The 18,340-nt window shown below is 34.0% G+C and carries 17 protein-coding genes; all 17 read left to right on the plus strand.

Going from position 1 to position 18,340, the window contains the following annotated elements; genetic code table 11:
* Positions 1-141: 141 nt before the first annotated feature.
* The 17 genes from uxuA (at position 142) to eutJ (ending at position 18,331) form a co-directional block, all read left to right on the plus strand.
* Positions 142-1,212 (plus strand): mannonate dehydratase, encoded by a 1,071-nt coding sequence (gene uxuA / locus BN1075_RS02775; RefSeq protein ID WP_040191513.1) that lies wholly within the window; start codon positions 142-144, stop codon positions 1,210-1,212.
* 27 nt (positions 1,213-1,239) lie between these two features.
* Positions 1,240-2,838, plus strand: coding sequence for a mannitol dehydrogenase family protein (locus BN1075_RS02780; protein ID WP_040191514.1), 1,599 nt, complete (start codon positions 1,240-1,242; stop codon positions 2,836-2,838).
* 323 nt (positions 2,839-3,161) lie between these two features.
* Positions 3,162-4,418, plus strand: a complete 1,257-nt coding sequence (locus BN1075_RS02785; RefSeq protein ID WP_052406355.1) for a D-alanyl-D-alanine carboxypeptidase family protein — start codon at positions 3,162-3,164, stop codon at positions 4,416-4,418.
* A gap of 316 nt (positions 4,419-4,734) precedes the next feature.
* On the plus strand, positions 4,735-5,883 hold the full coding sequence (locus tag BN1075_RS02790; protein WP_040191516.1) for a 1-propanol dehydrogenase PduQ: 1,149 nt from the start codon (positions 4,735-4,737) through the stop codon (positions 5,881-5,883).
* Positions 5,884-6,055: 172 nt separating this feature from the next.
* Positions 6,056-6,880 carry a MerR family transcriptional regulator gene (locus BN1075_RS02795; protein WP_040191517.1) on the plus strand — a complete coding sequence of 275 codons (825 nt, stop codon included), beginning with the start codon at positions 6,056-6,058 and terminating at the stop codon, positions 6,878-6,880.
* A 465-nt stretch (positions 6,881-7,345) separates the two neighbouring features.
* Positions 7,346-8,428 (plus strand): membrane protein, encoded by a 1,083-nt coding sequence (locus BN1075_RS02800; RefSeq protein WP_040191759.1) that lies wholly within the window; start codon positions 7,346-7,348, stop codon positions 8,426-8,428.
* Between the two features lie 61 nt (positions 8,429-8,489).
* Positions 8,490-9,602 carry a membrane protein gene (locus tag BN1075_RS02805; protein WP_040191519.1) on the plus strand — a complete coding sequence of 371 codons (1,113 nt, stop codon included), beginning with the start codon at positions 8,490-8,492 and terminating at the stop codon, positions 9,600-9,602.
* Positions 9,589-9,855: a hypothetical protein gene (locus tag BN1075_RS02810; protein WP_040191520.1), complete on the plus strand. Its 267-nt coding sequence runs from the start codon at positions 9,589-9,591 to the stop codon at positions 9,853-9,855. Before BN1075_RS02805 ends, BN1075_RS02810 begins: the two co-directional genes overlap by 14 nt.
* 336 nt (positions 9,856-10,191) lie before the next feature.
* On the plus strand, positions 10,192-10,488 hold the full coding sequence (locus tag BN1075_RS02815; RefSeq protein ID WP_040191521.1) for a BMC domain-containing protein: 297 nt from the start codon (positions 10,192-10,194) through the stop codon (positions 10,486-10,488).
* A 24-nt stretch (positions 10,489-10,512) separates the two neighbouring features.
* Positions 10,513-10,818, plus strand: coding sequence for a BMC domain-containing protein (locus BN1075_RS02820; RefSeq protein ID WP_040191522.1), 306 nt, complete (start codon positions 10,513-10,515; stop codon positions 10,816-10,818).
* A 36-nt stretch (positions 10,819-10,854) separates the two neighbouring features.
* Positions 10,855-12,345 (plus strand): aldehyde dehydrogenase family protein, encoded by a 1,491-nt coding sequence (locus BN1075_RS02825; protein ID WP_052406356.1) that lies wholly within the window; start codon positions 10,855-10,857, stop codon positions 12,343-12,345.
* Positions 12,346-12,388: 43 nt separating this feature from the next.
* On the plus strand, positions 12,389-14,929 hold the full coding sequence (cutC, locus tag BN1075_RS02830; protein WP_040191523.1) for a choline trimethylamine-lyase: 2,541 nt from the start codon (positions 12,389-12,391) through the stop codon (positions 14,927-14,929).
* Between the two features lie 103 nt (positions 14,930-15,032).
* Positions 15,033-15,986 (plus strand): choline TMA-lyase-activating enzyme, encoded by a 954-nt coding sequence (cutD, locus tag BN1075_RS02835; protein ID WP_040191524.1) that lies wholly within the window; start codon positions 15,033-15,035, stop codon positions 15,984-15,986.
* Between the two features lie 39 nt (positions 15,987-16,025).
* Positions 16,026-16,379: a BMC domain-containing protein gene (locus BN1075_RS02840; protein ID WP_040191525.1), complete on the plus strand. Its 354-nt coding sequence runs from the start codon at positions 16,026-16,028 to the stop codon at positions 16,377-16,379.
* Positions 16,376-16,822, plus strand: a complete 447-nt coding sequence (locus BN1075_RS02845; protein ID WP_040191526.1) for a EutP/PduV family microcompartment system protein — start codon at positions 16,376-16,378, stop codon at positions 16,820-16,822. The genes BN1075_RS02840 and BN1075_RS02845 overlap by 4 nt, the downstream gene beginning before the upstream one ends.
* A gap of 7 nt (positions 16,823-16,829) precedes the next feature.
* Positions 16,830-17,504: an ATP--cob(I)alamin adenosyltransferase gene (locus tag BN1075_RS02850; RefSeq protein WP_040191527.1), complete on the plus strand. Its 675-nt coding sequence runs from the start codon at positions 16,830-16,832 to the stop codon at positions 17,502-17,504.
* A complete protein-coding gene (eutJ, locus tag BN1075_RS02855) occupies positions 17,486-18,331 on the plus strand; it encodes an ethanolamine utilization protein EutJ (RefSeq protein WP_040191528.1) in 846 nt (281 codons plus the stop codon). Before BN1075_RS02850 ends, eutJ begins: the two co-directional genes overlap by 19 nt.
* The last annotated feature ends 9 nt before the right edge of the window (positions 18,332-18,340 follow it).

Here is an 18,340-nt window from a genome sequence, read left to right on the forward strand (position 1 = left end):
GCAGCTTATTGAATTTTTTGAGAAGAATTTCAAAGTGGAAATTAAGTTACAAATATAAATATGAATTTATCTGTAAGTTTAAATAATAAATTTACATTAAAATATAATAAAAGCTTTTACAAGAAAAGGAGAAATTTAATTATGAATATGACATTACGTTGGTACGGACCAGGATACGATACAGTTACTTTAGAGCAAATACGTCAAATACCAGGGGTAACGGGAGTTGTTACAACACTTATGGGAAAACAGCCTGGTGAAGTTTGGACTAAAGAAGAAATCAGAGAATTAAAAAGCGTTGTAGAAGCTTCAGGTCTTGAAATTGCAGCTATCGAATCTGTTAATATATCTGATGATATAAAAATAGGAACAGAAAAAAGAGAAGAGCATATAAAGAACTACATTGAAACTTTAGATAATCTAGGCTCAGAGGGAATAAATATAGTGTGCTACAACTTCATGCCAGTATTTGACTGGACTCGTACCGATTTAGCACGTCCTCGTAAGGATGGTTCAACTGTTTTAGCTTACGATCAAGCAATTGTTGATCAAATTGTTCCAACAAGAATGCGTGAGTCTATGGAGAAAATGTGTAAGGGCTTTGTAATGCCAGGCTGGGAGCCAGAGCGTTTAGCAAAATTAGAGCAATTATTTGACGCATACAAAGATATAGATTCAGAAAAGTTATTTGACAACTTAGTATACTTCTTAGAGGCTATATCTGAGGTTTGTGAGAAGCACAATATAAAAATGGGAATCCACCCAGACGATCCAGCATGGCCAATCTTTGGATTACCACGTATCGTAACAAACAAAGAGAATATTGAAAGATTATTAAAGGCTGTTGATAAGCCACATAATGGTATAACATTATGTACAGGTTCTTTAGGATCAAACCCTAAAAATGATATACCAGGAATCATTAGAGCGGCAGCAGGAAGAATTCCATTTGCTCACGTTCGTAACTTAAAATACAACCATGAAGGTGACTTTGAGGAAGCTGCACATTTATCATCAGATGGTTCAATGGACATGTATGAAATCCTTAAAGCTTTATATGAAACTGGGTTCGATGGAATCATTCGTCCTGACCACGGTAGAATGATCTGGGATGAAGTTGCAATGCCTGGATACGGATTATACGACAGAGCTTTAGGTGCTTGTTACTTAAACGGAGTATGGGAAGCATTAGAGAAGAACAATAATAAATAAAGGAAACATTAGAAAGAGGTAGTAACTATGAAATTGAACATTGAATCATTAAAAAATGCTAGTCAATGGCAAGATGTAAAATTACCACAATTTGATATTGCTCAGGTTGCAAAAAATACTGATGAAAGACCAAAGTGGATTCACTTTGGAGCTGGAAATATTTTCAGAGGCTTTATTGCAAGAGTTAACCAAACAATCCTTGACTTAGGGTTAGAAGATACAGGTATAATTGCAGTTGATACTTTTGACTTTGATATTATTGATAAAATATACACACCATATGATAATTTAACAATGTTAGTTCGTTTAAGATCAGACGGTAAAATGGATAAGGAAGTAATCGCTGGGGTATCAAGAGCATATAAGGCAAGTGCTGAATTTGAAGAATATGATAAATTAGTAAAAGCCTTTGAAAATCCATCATTACAAATGATTAGTTTTACTATTACAGAGAAAGGTTATGCTTTAAAAAATCCACAAGGAGAATATTTAGGTGTTGTAGCTGAAGATATTAAAAATGGTCCAGCAGCAGCAAAGCATGCCATGAGTATAGTAACATCTTTATTACATAAGCGTTTTGAAAAAGGGGAATTAAAATTAGCTGTATGCAGTATGGATAACTGCAGCCATAATGGTGCAAAATTACAAGCTTCCATCGTTGAAATAGCTGAAAGATGGTGTGAAAATGGCTTTGTAACAAAGGAATTTGTAGCATACTTAAAGGATGAGGGAAAGGTTTCTTTCCCATGGAGTATGATTGACAAAATTACACCAAGACCAGCAAAATCAGTGGAAGAAGAGCTTTTAAAATTAGGTCTTGAAGATATGGCTCCAATAGTTACAAGTAAAAATACTTTCATAGCGCCATTTGTGAATGCGGAAATTCCAGAGTACTTAGTTATAGAAGATAAGTTCCCAAATGGAAGACCAGCTTTAGAAAAGGGTGGAGTATATGTAACAGATAGAGATACAGTTAACAACGTAGAAACAATGAAGGTAACTACTTGTTTAAACCCACTTCACACAGCTCTTGCAGTTTATGGCTGTGTTTTAGGATATACAAGAATCTTCGAAGAAATGAGAGATTCAAATCTTCGTAAATTAGTAGAGAAAATTGGATATGAAGAAGGAATGAAGGTGGTTGTTGATCCAAAAATAATCAGCCCAAAAGCTTTCATTGACGAAGTTATCAATGAACGTCTTTCTAATCCATTCATACCAGATGAACCACAAAGAATTGCAACAGATACATCACAAAAGGTAGGTATCCGTTTTGGAGAAACTATTAAATCTTATGCAAAGAGTGAAGAGCTTAATGTAGAAGATTTAACTTATATTCCGCTTGCAATTGCAGGTTGGTTACGTTACTTATTAGCAGTTGATGATAATGGAAATGAGTTTGCTTTAAGCTCTGATCCATTATTAGAGGACTTAACTTCTAAGTTGGCAACAGTTAAACTTGGTGGTACTTATAATGGAGAAATCCTAGAAATATTATCAAACGCAAACATCTTTGGAGTAAACTTAGTTGAAATCGGCTTAGCTGATAAAATTGAAGGTATGTTCAAAGAGTTAATTGCAGGAAATGGTGCTGTTAAAGCAACATTAGATAAATACTTAGTGTAAATATTTGGACCTCCTAGGTCTAGTTTCTGGAAATGGGAGGGTCTTAATATATATCCCTTAAGTTCAGTTTATTGGACTTTTAAGTTTAAAATAATTCCGTTAAATAAACCTTATTGCTTGGCTACAAGTGATAAGGTTTATTTGTGTTTTAAATAGGATAATTTGTGTGTTTGATATATAAATGAGTATGTTATGGTGAAACCATAACTTTAAATTATTACGAATCCATGACAAAATATCTAAATAGGTTGAATAGTGCATGATAGAAGTTATAATTAGTTTAGGTATATTAATTATAGTTATATGGACTGGGAGGAAAACAAGTGAATAAAAGTTTTATAAAGGGCATTATGCTGTCATTAGTTATAATGATGATGCCAATAGGTGCCTATGGAGAAACCAGCATAGAAGACATGGATTTAAGCAGTCAAAGAGCTATTGTGATGGACGTGGACACTGGTGAGGTTATATTTTCTTTAAATAGTGAAGAGAAGGTTCAGATGGCTTCTACAACGAAGCTGATGACAGGATTGCTATTAGCTGAAAATAGAAAGAAGGAGGACTTGATTACTTTTACAGAGCTTGCAATGGAGCAGCCTTCAACTTCTATATATAAGGATTTGTGGCTTCCTCTTCAAGTTGGGGACAAGTTTACGGCAGAGGATGTTATGAAGGGTCTTCTTTTAAGATCAGGAAATGATATGGCATATATGATCGCACAAGATATTGCTGATGATCCTGTGGAATTCTCAAAGCTCATGGACGAGAGAGCTGCTGAAATAGGGATGAAGAATACGGATTTCTATACTCCTACAGGTCTAGATATGGAGGAGGTTCTTAATGGTGAGAATCATTATTCCACTGCTTATGACATGGCCTTATTAACTATTGAGGCTTTAAAGAATCCTTGGGTTAAAGAAGTGGTTGGAACAAAGAAAACTGACATTGGTTTTGTGGGTGGAGCTAGATATGAGATTATCAATAGTAATGCTAACCTTGGAATTGATGGTAATATTGGCGGTAAAACTGGATTCACTTCAAAGGCTGGGAGATGTCTTACATCAATTTATGAAGTTGATGGCAGAACTTTAGTTGGTGTTGTTTTAGGAGGAGAATCACCTGACTTTTTTCAAGATATGGACAAGATAATTAAGTATGGAGTGGCTAAGGAAAAAGAGACTGTTTATTCTTCAGGAGATGAGCTGTATGTTCAGAAGGAAGAGGTAAGACCACTTAAATTCATAGGGGATTTTGAAGAAGTAGAAATACCACTTTATATAAAGGAAGATGTTCAGTGGTATAACAATGATTATAATAAAAAATATAGAACTTATGACATGAACCTTAAAGAGATAGATCCATGGAATATTGAAAAGGATGCAGTGGTGGGTGAATTTGTAATTACTGATAATAATAGTGAAAAAGTATTACCTATTTACACTAAATTCAGTACTGAGGAATATGTGAAGGCGAATAAGGAGCTATATGTTAAAGTCTTTACATTTGCAATGCTTGTATTGATAGCATTTATAATAATTACTGTGGTTCTGATTTGTAAAAGAAAAAAGGAGAGAATATAGCTTTTTGAAATTATTGGATTTACAGAGTTCAAATGTTGTAAAGATCAAAGCTTAAAAGACTGTATCAGAATGAAGTTTTTACTTCATTCTGATACAGTCTTTTTTATTTAGAATTATTAATTAACAGTGAACATATTCAATATCAGTAATTACAACAAGCAAAACTAAAAAAATTTAAATTAATGTTTAAAATTTTATAAATAGTGTGATATAATAGGAAAATAAAATTATAAACCTGTCACAAATACATAATTTTATTTGAAATTTAAATATAACTAAATCATTCATATTAAATTTTTTAAGGAGATTAAGCAATATGAAAGAATTTAGTATTAGTACAACTGTTTATTTTGGAGAAAAGTCTTTAAATAAACTAAAGGATATTAGAAACAAAAGAATATTAATTGTATGTGATAAATTCATGGAAACATCAGGAATGGCTGCGAAGGTGTTAGACAAGCTTACAGAATGTGATGCTGCTGTTTTCAGCCAGGTAGTTCCAGATCCGCCAATAGAAGTTATAGCTGCTGGTATTCAAGCACTTAAAGAATGCAATGCAGAAATGATCATTGCACTTGGAGGGGGATCTTCTATTGATGCTGCAAAAGCAATAAAGGATTATTATAATAAGCTGCAAAGTAATGATGAGAAGATTGAAGAGTTTTATGCTATTCCGACTACAAGCGGTACAGGGTCAGAAGTAACAGAATATGCAGTGATAACTAATAAAGGGGAAGGGTTAAAATATGCCCTTGCAGATAAATCCCTTTTACCAAATGTTGCAATATTAGACCCGGAGCTTGTTCTATCAGTTCCAAAGTCAATAACAGCAGATACTGGAATGGATGTAATTACACATGCAATGGAAGCTTATGTTGCAAAAGGTGCCACTGATTTTTCAGATGCTTTAGCAGAAAAGGCAATTACATTAGCTTTTAGATTTTTACCTGAAGCTTATAATGATGGAAATAATGTGGTAGCTAGAGAAAAGCTACATAATGCTTCATGCCTTGCAGGGATGGCATTTAATGCAGCAGGTCTTGGTATAACGCACAGTTTGGCTCATGCAATAGGTGGAAAACTACATATTCCTCATGGAAGAAGTAATGCAATTATTCTTCCTCATGTGGTAGAGTATAATGCTGATTTAAGTAAGAGCGGATATGTTCAGGAATATAATTTATCTGCAAAAAAATATCAAAGAATTGCTAAACTGTTAAAACTTCATGCATCCACTGTGAATATAGGAGTAAATAATTTAATTAAGAGTATTGTTGAGCTTCAAAAGAAATTAATGATTCCTACTACATTAATTGAGCAGGAAATTGACTTGAATTTAATAGAAGAATGTAGAGAAGAAATTATCAATGCAGCTTTGAAGGATATCTGTACACAAGCTAATCCAAGAGAGGCTTCCAAGGAAGATATAGCAAAGCTTTTAGATAGAGTAATAGGAAGTAAGTAATACAAATAGCCACCCTTTTAGGGTGGCATTTGACATTTTAAAGCTTAAAAAGAAAAATTATTATTTAATATTAATTAAATTTATATTCAGTATAAGTATGAATGAAAGTATAAGAAATTACTATATGCTGAAAAATGGTTATACATAGATTAAATCGAGGGGGCTATAATTTATGGAGTGTGAATTTTATTCTATTGGTAAGGTTGAAGAAATTTGCAAGATAACAAAGAAAGCATTAAGATATTATGATAAAATGGGGATTTTATCTCCAGATAAGATTATGGATGAAAATGGATATAGATACTATAGTAAGAAAAATTTATTATCTGTACCTATGATAAAGTATTATAAACAAAGTGGTTTTAAGCTAGAAGAAATGAAAGAGTTTTTAGCAGGAGCACCATATACTTTATTTGAAAATAGTTTTAGAGATAAAATTGATGAATTAAAAGAGCAAGAAAAAGAAATACATTTAAAGTTAAGATCTATTGAAGATTGGTATGGCTTAATTCGTGAAGCTGAAATGGTATTAAAAAATAATGTTTGTAATGTATCTATTAAATATATAGACAGATGTCAAATGACATTTCTAGATCAAGAATATAATTATGATTATATGGACTCTATAATAAATATAGAGTTTACTAATTATATAGAAAGTATTAAGAACGCTATAACAGGCCCGGTTATAATACAATTTCCTTCCTTCAAAGATAAGGTAGAAGGAAAGTGTAAAAATATAAGAATAATGCAGGAGACAATTTTGAAGTGTGACGCAGATAAATCTATCGAATATGGAGGAGAAATGGTTATATCCTGCTATCACATTGGATCACATAGTACTATAGATGAAACCTATAAAAAAATTCAGGATTTTATTAGTGAGTATGGTTATAAATGTGATGAGGAAGTTTATGAAAGATACGTAACTGATTACTGGACAACTCAAGATGAAAATAAGTTTGTAACAGAAGTTTTTGTTAAAATTAAAAGATAAATGTAAATAAAAAAATATTATGAAAACGTTGACCTTAAGGGGAAGGCGTTTTTATAATTTTTTGAAAAAATATTTTGTAAAATAATAATTCTTATTGCAAGTAGTTATAATGATTTTTTGATAACAATAATTATCGTCATTAGAACCTGCTTATTTTTTTATTCCAATGAATATCCAAGCTTCAAAGCTATTGAATTTACTAGTTTTACGTCTAAGAAAAGAGGAAGACATAGAATATTTTTAGATTTATATTAATATTAAAAAAATATAGCTTTAGAGGTATTGACATTACCCCTAAGGGGATAATCTATAATTTTAATATAGTTAAATTGTTAACGAATACATAGAGTGAAGTTTAGTTATCATTTAATTTCAATAAAGTGAAAATTATGACAGGTTTATCACTTTGTTAAATATTTAAATTAAGGAGGTTTATTTGTGAAGGGAGTTTCGGGAAGTCCATCTATGGAGGCTTTAACAGCAAAACAGAAGTTATCCGCTAATTTTCTTAAAAAGGGTATTTCTATAGCTCTATTTTCTGGGTTAATGTATGGATTTTATTCAGCATTTCTAACCTTGGGAATGACTAAAGGAGTATGGGGGGACTGGTTAGGACCAAATACTGCAGGATTATCGGCATTAGTTATTACTTATCTTTTAGGAGCACTTGGAAGTGCAGTTAATGACACTTGTAGTGCAATCTGGGCAATACTTTTCGCAGGCTATAAAGGAAAATTAGGTGATTTTTTCAGATGTCTTAAAACCAAACCAGGTGCAGTAATGGTTTTGGCAGCATTAATTGGAGGCCCTATTGCAGGAACTGCATATGTTGTGGCACTTCAAAAAGCAGGTTCAATAGTTATTCCAATTACAGCTCTTTGTCCAGCAATTGGAGCTATATTAGGCAAAGTGTTGTTTAAACAAAAATTGGACAAGCGTATGATGAGTGGTATTGGTATTTGTGTTATTTCAAGTTTTTTAATTGGAAGCACAAGTATTGGAGGCGATGCTCCAGAAGGATTGGTATTAGGGTTAGCTATTGCTTTAATAGCTGCCATTGGTTGGGGTTTTGAAGGCTGTGTTGCTGGATATGGTACCTCTATGATTGATTCTGAAATTGGAATCACAATACGCCAAGCTGTTTCTGGATTATCAAACTTATTAATTCTAGTTCCTATATTTGGTGTAATTTTTGGTGGCTCAATTAATTTTTCAACTGACTTAGTTGTTAAAGCATTTACAAGTGGTCCAGCAATGATTTGGTTTGCTATAAGTGGTCTTTGTGCATTTGTCTCTTATATGTGTTGGTACAATGGAAACAGTATGTGTGGTGCAGCTTTAGGTATGGCTTGTAATGGAACTTTCTCATTCTGGGGTCCATTCTGCTGCTGGATTATTATGGGTGTTATCTGTGGAATTGACGGATGGTCACTACCTCCAATAGCTTGGATTGCAGCAGTGTTAATGATGTTTGGTATATTAACCATTGCAATGAATCCAATGGATTTATTAAAAAAAAGGACAACAGTTGAAAATGAAGCTGCTTAATTATGAAATATAAAAATAGAGATTTATTTTAAACAAATGATATTAGAAAAGGAGAGATTTTATGCAAGGTACAACAAGTACAGCACAAGCAAAGGCTATGGCTGCAAAAGAGAAATTAGCTAGTAACTTTTTTAAAAAGGGAATTTCCCTTGCACTATTTTCAGGAGTTACCTACGGTCTTTATACAGCATTCTTAACAATGGCAATGACCCAAGGAGTATGGAGTGACTGGACAGGACCTAATAAAGCTGGATTATCAACTTTCGTAGTTATATATCTTCTTGCAGCTTTAGGCAATGCAATCAATGATACATGTAGTGCTGGATGGGCAATTATTAACTCAGCAATTAAGGGTAAATTCAAGGATGTTTTAAGGTGTTTTAATTCAAAGCCAGGAAGAATAATGATGCTAGCTGCATTAATAGGTGGACCTATAGCTGGTACAGCTTATGTTATATCAATTCAATTAGCTGGACCAATAGTAGTTCCAATATCTGCACTTTGTCCAGCGATAGCAGCAATATTAGGAAGGATACTTTACAAACAAGAGTTAAATAAACGTATGGCTACAGGTATAACTATATGTGTTTTCGCCTCTTTCTTAATTGGAAGTACAGGCTTTACTGGTGGAAGTTCACCAAATTTAGTTCTTGGTATAGGTGTTGCTATAATAGCTGCTCTTGCATGGGGCTTTGAAGGCTGCGTTGCTGGATATGGTTCAGCTATGATAGATCCTGAAATAGGAATTTGTATTCGTCAGATTACTTCTGGTATTGCAAACTTATTCTTTGTAGTTCCAGTAATGGGAATCATGGATGGTGGAATAAATGTTTCAATAGACCTTGCAGTTCAAGCCTTTACAAGTGGTCCTGCAATGATTTGGTTCCTATGCAGTGGATTATTAACCTTTATAACATTTATGACTTGGTATGCTGGTAATAGTATGTGTGGAGCTGGACTTGGAACAGCTTGTAATGGAACTTATTCTTTCTTTGGTCCATTATTCTGCTACTTATTATTAGGAGTATTTGCAGGAATGGAAGGCTGGTCTTTACCAGTTGTTGCTTGGGTAGGAGCAATCATAATGATGGTAGGTATATTAACTATTGCTATGAACCCATTAGATATTTTTAGAAATAAAAACGTGGAGGTTAAAATAGATGAAGCCGCTTAATTATGCTATTTTAAAATATTTTACTAAGGTAGATGAAGCTTGTGCAGATGATGTGATTGAAGCTTTGAAGGGAGAATATGGCAGCTTTAAGGCTCTTAAGAAAAATGCAGTAATAACAGCTTTAATGACTGCAGAAGCTAATGGTCTTCTTGAAGAAACAAGATTTGAACTAAATGCTAATAATGAATTAGATGTGTATTATCATGCACATGAAGAAGGGGCTGCAACAATAAACAAATATATAAGAGATTAATATTGGAGTATGATTATAAAAATTTGAAAACACTCCCCGTGGGGTAATGCTTATAGAAGGAATTTTATAAGTTAATGATATTTTAAATAACATAAAATGTATATTTCTCTCGATAAAGATAACTATTATATAGAATTTTCAATGCTTTTGAATATTTCGATTTTTTTTAAATTTATTACAAAGAAGAATATTGACTTTCCCCTAAAGGGTAGGGGATATAATTCACTTAGAGAGAAATAAACATAATATTTGTAGTTTTGTTTAGAAAAGTAATAAACATAAAAAGATTTTACAACTTTAAAGGGTGTAAGGTTTTGAGTGGAGGGAGAATTTTAAGTGAGATATTATGGTGATGAGGCATTAGGTCTTGTAGAAACATTAGGATTAGTTCCAGCCCTTGAAGCAGCGGATAAAATGTTGAAGGCTGCAAATGTAGAGTTAGTTTCTTATGAAAATATTGGTTCAACTCTTGTCACAATTATGGTAAAGGGTGATGTGGCAGCAGTAAGATCTGCAGTTGAAGCAGGTGCTGAAGCAGCAGCAGCCATTGGTAAGTTAACAGCAAAAAATGTTATGCCAAGACCAATAAGAGAAGTTGGAGATATTGTTTCAGTGCACGATATTGATGCATAAGAAGTAGAAAGGAATTGATGTAAAATGGCAAGATATGAAGCTATAGGATTAATAGAAACCTTTGGACTAGTTTTTGCATTAGAAGCAGCTGACGCTATGTGCAAGGCAGCAGATGTAGAACTTATCGGATATGAAAATGTTGCATCAGGATATATATCGGTGCTAGTTCGTGGAGATGTTGGTGCTTGTAAAACTGCAGTTGAAGCAGGGAAGAAAGCTGTAGAAGATATGGAAGATGGAAATCTATATAGTTCAGTTGTAATACCAAGACCACACCAAGACTTAGAGAAAATAATTGAACGTTACTCAATTAAAAACTTAATTTCTTAATTGAAGACAAACTATTTTTGATAAGGAGAGAGAAAGATGAAAATTATTGATAATGATTTGCTCTCCATGCAAGAAGCTAGAATTCTTGTTGAAAATGCTCGTGAGGCACAAAAAAGATTAGCAGCTTATCCACAGTGTAAGCTGGACGAGATAGTTGAAGCTATGACTAGTGAAATTAAAAAGCATATAAGTGAACTTGCAAAGCTTTCTGCTGAAGAAACAGAGTATGGAAAGTGGGAAGATAAACTTATTAAGAATTCCTTTGTATGCTCCTATTTAACAAATAGATTAAATGGTATGAATTGTGTTGGAATTATTAGTGAGGATAAAGTAAACAAGACAATGGACATTGGAGTACCAGTGGGAGTTATTGTTGCCTTTTGCCCAGCGACTAATCCGGTTTCAACAACTATTTATAAGGCGCTAATAGCTATAAAGTCAGGAAATGCAATAATATTTTCACCTCATCCACGGGCAAAAGAAACAATGAAGAAGACTCTTGACATCTTAATTTCAGCCGCAGAGAGCTGTGGACTTCCAGAAGGTGCTCTTTCATATTTACATACTATAGCAGCTAGTGGTGCTTTTGAATTAATGAATCATAAAAACACTGCATTAATTATGAATACTGGAGTTCCAAGTATGTTGAAGGCAGCTTACACTTCTAAAAAGCCAGTTATCTATGGAGGAGCAGGAAATGGACCAGCATTTATAGAAAGAACAGCTGATATTAAGCAAGCAGTTAAGGATATCATATTTAGCAGAACTTTTGATAATGGAGTAGTTTCTGCAGCAGAGCAATCTATAGTTGTTGATGGATGTATTGTTTCAGAGGTTAAGAAAAATCTGATAGATAATGGAGCATACTTCATGAGTGAGGAAGAATCCTATAACCTTGGCAGACTTTTATATAAAGATGATGGAACTCTTGATTCAGAATATGTGGGAAAATCCCCTGAACTTTTAGCGAAGAGAGCAGGATTTAATATACCTAGCGGTGTAAGGGTACTGATATCTGAACAAAAGTATGTTTCATGGTCTAATCCTTACTCAAAAGAGAAGCTTTGCCCGGTGTTAGCATTTTATATTGAAGATGACTGGATTCATGCCTGTGAAAAGTGTATTGAACTTCTATTATCAGAAAGACAGGGACACACTCTTATTATTCACTCAAAGGATGAAGAGGTTATTCGCCAATTTGCTCTTAAAAAACCTGTTGGCAGGGTGCTAGTTAATACACCTGGGGTATTTGGAAGTATGGGGTGGACAACTAACCTGTTTCCAGCAATGACACTTGGAAGTGGTTCAGCAGGTAAGGGAATGACATCAGATAATGTGTCACCAATGAATCTTATATACATCCGTAAGGTTGGCTATGGAATACGACAGTATGAAGATGTAAAAAAAGCTTTAATTGAAGACAAAGATAGAAATCTATCAAGTGAGAGCTGTAAAGGTAATCAAGAAATTGATCTTAAACTTTTAGAAAGCTTTTTAAAAAGAGTTATTAATGATTTAAACAAGTAATTAAGATAAAACTTTAAAATAATAAAGAATGTGAGGGATAAGATTGGATATACGTGAGTTTTCGAGTAAATTTATGGAAGCAACTCAAAATATGTCAGAAGCTGAACGTAAAGCTTTAATGCAAATGTTTGAGAGTGTTTCAAAAGAGATGGTTAAAGAAGAAACTGTTAGTTGCAACAATGTTTGCAATAATAATGGACAAATTCCTGAGGGAATTACAGAACGTTTAGTTAAGTTAAAAGAGAATTATTTAAAACAAGTTCCAACAATAACTATTCACCGTGCAAAGGCAATAACAAAGATTGCTAAAGAAAATCCAGGAGCACCTAAGGCAATATTAAGAGGTAAAAGCTTTAAGTACTGCTGTGAAACTGCACCACTTGTAATTCAAGATCATGAGCTTATCGTTGGGGCACCAAATGGAGCACCACGTGCAGGTGCCTTTTCTCCAGACATAGCTTGGAGATGGATGGTTGATGAGATAGATACTATAGGAACAAGACCTCAAGACCCATTCTATATCTCTGAAGAAGATAAAAAATATATGAAAGAAGAAATTTTCCCATTCTGGAAGGGTAAATCAGTTGATGAGTATTGTGAAGATCAATACCGTGAGGCTGGTGTTTGGGAGCTTTCAGGAGAATCTTTCGTATCTGACTGTTCTTATCATGCTGTTAATGGTGGTGGAGACTCAAACCCAGGATATGATGTAATTTTAATGAAAAAAGGAATGCTTGACGTTAAGAGAGAAGCTGAAGAAAAATTAGCAGAGCTTAGCTATGAAAGACCAGAGGATATAGAAAAAATATACTTCTACAAATCTGTAATAGATACTGCAGAAGGAGTTATAATTTATGCTAAGCGTATGTCAGAATATGCTGCACAGCTTGCTGCTAAGGAAACAAATCCAAAGCGTAAAGCTGAGCTTCTAAAAATATCTGAAGTAAATGCAAAAGTACCAGCTCATAAACCAGAAACTTTCTGGGAAGCTATCCAAGCAGTTTGGACAATAGAATCTTTACTAGTAGTTGAAGAAAACCAGACCGGTATGTCTATAGGACGTGTTGACCAATATATGTACCCATTCTACAAGGCTGATTTAGAGGCTGGAAGAATGAGTGACTTTGACGCTTTTGAATTAGCAGGATGTATGCTTATAAAAATGTCAGAAATGATGTGGATAACAAGTGAAGGAGGTTCTAAATTCTTTGCAGGTTACCAACCATTTGTAAACATGTGTGTTGGTGGTGTAACAAGAGAAGGAAGAGACGCAACAAACGAATTAACTTACTTATTAATGGATGCTGTAAGACACGTTAAGATTTATCAACCATCATTAGCATGTCGTATCCATAAAGGTTCACCACAAAAGTACCTTAAGAAAATAGTAGATGTTGTTCGTGCAGGAATGGGATTCCCAGCTTGTCACTTTGATGATGTTCATATAAAAATGATGCTTGCAAAAGGAGTTTCAATTGAAGATGCAAGAGATTACTGCTTAATGGGGTGCGTTGAGCCACAGAAATCAGGAAGATTATATCAGTGGACATCAACTGGTTATACTCAATGGCCAATTTGTATTGAGTTAGTTCTTAATAACGGTGTACCACTATGGTATGGTAAACAGGTTTGCCCAGATATGGGAGACATAGATAGCTTTAAAACTTATGAACAGTTTGAAGCAGCTGTAAAGGAGCAAATAAAATTCATTACAAAATGGACAAGCGTTGCTACAGTTATTTCTCAAAGAGTTCATAGAGAGCTTGCACCAAAACCTCTTATGTCTATAATGTATGAAGGTTGTATGGAAAATGGTAGAGGAGTAGAAGCTGGTGGAGCAATGTACAACTTCGGACCAGGAGTTGTTTGGAGTGGTCTTGCAACATATACAGATTCTATGGCGGCTATTAAGAAGTTAGTATTTGAAGAGAAGAAATATACATTACGTGAAATGAATGAAGCTTTAAAAGCAGATTTCGTTGGATATGAAAAGCTTAGAAAAGATTGCTTAGATGCACCTAAGTATGGAAATGACGAAGATTATGCAGATTACATTGCTGCTGAGCTTATTAACTTTACTGAAATGGAACACCGTAAATACAAAACATTATATTCAGTACTTAGCCACGGCACTTTATCAATATCTAACAACACTCCATTTGGTCAGCTTACTGGAGCAACAGCTAATGGACGTAGAGCTTGGATGCCTTTATCAGATGGAATAAGCCCAACTCAAGGAGCAGACTATAAAGGACCAACATCTATAATTAAATCTATTTCAAAAATGTCTTGTGAAAGTATGAACATTGGTATGGTTCATAACTTTAAACTTATCTCTGGACTTCTTGATACAAAAGAAGGAGAAGAAGGAATCATTACATTATTACGCAGTGCTTGTGCTCTTCAACTTGGAGAAGTTCAATTTAACTACTTAGACAACAATACACTGCTGGAAGCACAAAAGCATCCAGAGCAGTACAGAGATTTAATAGTTCGTGTTGCTGGATATAGTGCATACTTTGTAGAGCTTTGCAAGGATGTTCAAGATGAAATTATAAGCAGAACAGTGTTAACACACTTTTAAAATATATGCCTGAGATTTATCTGGAGGAATAGTAATAGGGTTATTTGATCCTATTACTGCCACCAGAGAAACTGAAGGAAAATAAAACTGGAGAATTAAGATAATGAGTAATGGAAATTTAGGAGTATTTGAACGTAAAGCAACAATATTTAATATACAAAAATATAATATGTACGATGGACCAGGAGTAAGAACATTAATATTCTTTCAAGGATGTCCATTACGTTGCCAATGGTGTGCAAACCCAGAAGGAATATTAAAAAAACATAGGGTGATGTTTAAGAGTAATTTGTGTGTTAACTGTGGAGCATGTGCTGCGGTTTGTCCAGTTGGAATACATACAATTTCTAAGGAAACCATGAACCATGAGGTTAATCATAATATTGAATGTATCAATTGTGGTAAATGTGTAGATGCTTGTCTTAAATCTGCCATCTCCATAGTAGGAGAAGTAAAAACTATTTCAGAATTACTTGAGATTGTGGAAGAAGATAGGACCTTTTACGAGGTTTCAGGAGGTGGAGTAACCCTTGGCGGTGGTGAAGTTTTAATGCAGCCTGAAGCAGCCAGCAGTCTTTTGATGGCATGTAAAAATGAAGGTATAAATACTGCAATTGAGACTTGTGGGTATGCAAAACTTGAATCTGTATTAAAGATTGCAGAGTTTACAGACTTATTCCTATTTGACATTAAACATATTAATTCTGATAAGCATTTTCAGCTAACAGGAGTAAGGAATGAACAGATTTTAGAAAATCTACAAGAATTACTTCGAAGAAAATATAATGTTCAAATTCGTATGCCTTTATTAAAGGGAGTTAATGACTGTCAGGAAGATATTGAGGCAGTTATGGAATTTTTATTACCCTATAAGGACTATAAGAACTTTAAAGGGGTTGATTTACTACCATACCATAAGATGGGTGTTAATAAATACAATCAGCTTGGAATGGAATACCCTATAAAGGGTGATCCAAGTTTAACCAATGAAGACTTAGACAGAATTGAACAATGGATTAGGAAATATGATTTACCTGTTAAAGTAATTCGTCACTAACTTAATTTGTAATAGATAATAAAGTGGAAGGTAAGGTTTATGGGAGATTTTCTTGATAGAAGTATTCAGCGTGTTATACAAGAATCAGTACCAGGTAAACAGATTACAATAGCTCATGTTATTGCATCGCCGATGCCTGAAATATATGAAAGACTTGGAATTGATGATAAAGGGGCCATTGGTATCTTGACACTGTCACCATATGAAACAGCTATTATAGCAGCTGACATTGCAGCAAAAGCTGCTGATGTTGAAATTGGATTTTTAGATCGTTTCACAGGGTCTGTAGTAATAAATGGTGATGTACAAAGTGTTGAGACTGCATTAATTGCAGTGAATGATACCTTGAAAGAAATGCTTGGATTTGAAACAGCTCCCATTACAAGAACATGAAGAGAAAACGCATAATGGTAATTGGACCTTCTGGCTGTGGAAAAACCACTTTGGTAAATTCACTTAATGATTATAAGGGTCCTTTAAGAAGGACACCAGATATGATATATGGTGATAAAACAATAGATGTACCGGGGGCTTATATAGAGAATGCTTGGATGTACAAACATCTTATAGCAGCAGCTCAAGATGCATCAAAGGTATTAATTTTAGTGGACCAATCTAAACCAACAAGTATATACTCACCTGGATTTGCAAAATCCTTTAGATGTCCTGTAATAGGGGTTGTAACGAAGTGCGACTTGAACATTGAGAATGAAGATAAATGTATAAGGCAGCTTAGGGAAATAGGAGTTACAGAACCTTATTTTCACATTAGTTTTACAAAGGAAACAGGGATTGATGCTTTGAAAAGACATGTATTTGAAAAGTGTGAGGAGTAAAGAGGTCATGATGAAATTTATTACTGAAGAGTATTTAAGAGATTTATATAGAAAAGAACCTTTTGACACCTACAAATTAAATGAAGGACAACGCCTTACACCTGGAGCAAGACAGTATTTATCCGATAAAGGAATAAAGATGCAGGATGATGTTTTTCAAGTAATTAAAAAAGTTTCCGAGAAAGAGGAAGCAACGGTGTTACATGAGGAGAATAGTAAAGCTTTAAGAAAGCTATGCTGTAGATTAAAGACCATGGAAGCTATGTTTCTTGTTACAAGTAGTGAAGTTTTAAACTTAGATATAATTTTAGCACAAAATATTTTGAGTTTAGGAAGAAGAATTTCAAACATTAGACATGTAATTGAAGGTAAGGCTGTATTAGAAAGTATCACCTTTAGACCATGTACTGGAATTGATTTAACTTGTTGTATGACGGAAATTAATGATTGTTTTGAAGTTACCGACTTTCATCTGAGCCTTGAAAGAAGCAAAGAAATATTAAAGCTTCATTACTTAAGATGTGAAATTAGAGAATTAATATATGATGTGCTGGAAGCCTATGATGGCAAAAATGAAGACCTTGGAAATAAGATAATAGAAAATGTTAATTTGATAATTAACTCACTGTCTCAAATGGTCTGCACAACAGTAGGAGGGATAAAATGTCAGAGAAAAGTTTAACTTTCGAATATTGTGATAACCTTGTTCAGGAGTTTGAAGAAGTTATAGAAAGACCAATTTTAAATGGGACGTCTACTTATTACACGGGTGTGGATTTAGGAACAGCCTGCATAGTTTTAGCAGTATTAGATGAAAACTATAAGCCAGTTGCGGGAGCATATAGATATGCAGATGTTGTTCGTGATGGTATGGTTGTGGATTATATTGGAGCAGTAAAGATTGTTAGAGAGCTAAAACAGGAAATTGAAGAAAAGCTGAATACAGAGTTACTGTACGCAGCTGCAGCAATTCCTCCTGGGACTGATGCTTTAGATTCAGGAGCTATCAAGAATGTTGTGCAAGCCGCAGGCTTTGAACTTACAAATCTTTTAGATGAACCTACTGCTGCAAATGAAGTACTAAAAATTGAAAATGGAGCAGTTGTTGATATTGGTGGAGGTACAACGGGAATATCCATTTTAAAGGATGGAAAGGTTGTATATGTTGTTGATGAACCTACAGGAGGAACTCACTTCTCATTAGTTGTATCAGGAGCTTATGGAATGGAGTTTAAGGAAGCTGATAAGTTCAAAAGAGATAACAGAAACCATAAAGAGCTTTTACCGGTTTTAAAGCCAGTGATAGAAAAGGTTGCATCAATTATTAACCAGCACATTAAAAATTACAATATTGAAGAGATTTCTCTTGTAGGCGGAACATGCTGCTTGACTGGTATTGAAGCCATTATAGAAAAGCAGACAGGAATATATACCCATAAACCTAGAAATCCTATGTTTGTAACACCTCTTGGAATAGCTTTAAGCTGTACTCAAGAAATCATTGAATAAGGAGCTGGT

The sequence above is a fragment of the Clostridium culturomicium genome, from assembly GCF_000821305.1.
GTDB lineage: Bacteria > Bacillota > Clostridia > Clostridiales > Clostridiaceae > Clostridium_J > Clostridium_J culturomicium.

Bases quoted from the DNA above. Each gene is read 5' to 3' on its own strand.
- uxuA (WP_040191513.1), top strand. From the start codon at position 142: ATGAATATGACATTACGTTGGTACGGACCAGGATACGATACAGTTACT.
- BN1075_RS02780 (WP_040191514.1), top strand. From the start codon at position 1,240: ATGAAATTGAACATTGAATCATTAAAAAATGCTAGTCAATGGCAAGAT.
- BN1075_RS02790 (WP_040191516.1), top strand. From the start codon at position 4,735: ATGAAAGAATTTAGTATTAGTACAACTGTTTATTTTGGAGAAAAGTCT.
- BN1075_RS02795 (WP_040191517.1), top strand. From the start codon at position 6,056: ATGGAGTGTGAATTTTATTCTATTGGTAAGGTTGAAGAAATTTGCAAG.
- BN1075_RS02800 (WP_040191759.1), top strand. From the start codon at position 7,346: ATGGAGGCTTTAACAGCAAAACAGAAGTTATCCGCTAATTTTCTTAAA.
- BN1075_RS02805 (WP_040191519.1), top strand. From the start codon at position 8,490: ATGCAAGGTACAACAAGTACAGCACAAGCAAAGGCTATGGCTGCAAAA.
- BN1075_RS02810 (WP_040191520.1), top strand. From the start codon at position 9,589: ATGAAGCCGCTTAATTATGCTATTTTAAAATATTTTACTAAGGTAGAT.
- BN1075_RS02820 (WP_040191522.1), top strand. From the start codon at position 10,513: ATGGCAAGATATGAAGCTATAGGATTAATAGAAACCTTTGGACTAGTT.
- BN1075_RS02825 (WP_052406356.1), top strand. From the start codon at position 10,855: ATGAAAATTATTGATAATGATTTGCTCTCCATGCAAGAAGCTAGAATT.
- cutD (WP_040191524.1), top strand. From the start codon at position 15,033: ATGAGTAATGGAAATTTAGGAGTATTTGAACGTAAAGCAACAATATTT.
- BN1075_RS02840 (WP_040191525.1), top strand. From the start codon at position 16,026: ATGGGAGATTTTCTTGATAGAAGTATTCAGCGTGTTATACAAGAATCA.
- BN1075_RS02845 (WP_040191526.1), top strand. From the start codon at position 16,376: ATGAAGAGAAAACGCATAATGGTAATTGGACCTTCTGGCTGTGGAAAA.
- BN1075_RS02850 (WP_040191527.1), top strand. From the start codon at position 16,830: ATGATGAAATTTATTACTGAAGAGTATTTAAGAGATTTATATAGAAAA.
- eutJ (WP_040191528.1), top strand. From the start codon at position 17,486: ATGTCAGAGAAAAGTTTAACTTTCGAATATTGTGATAACCTTGTTCAG.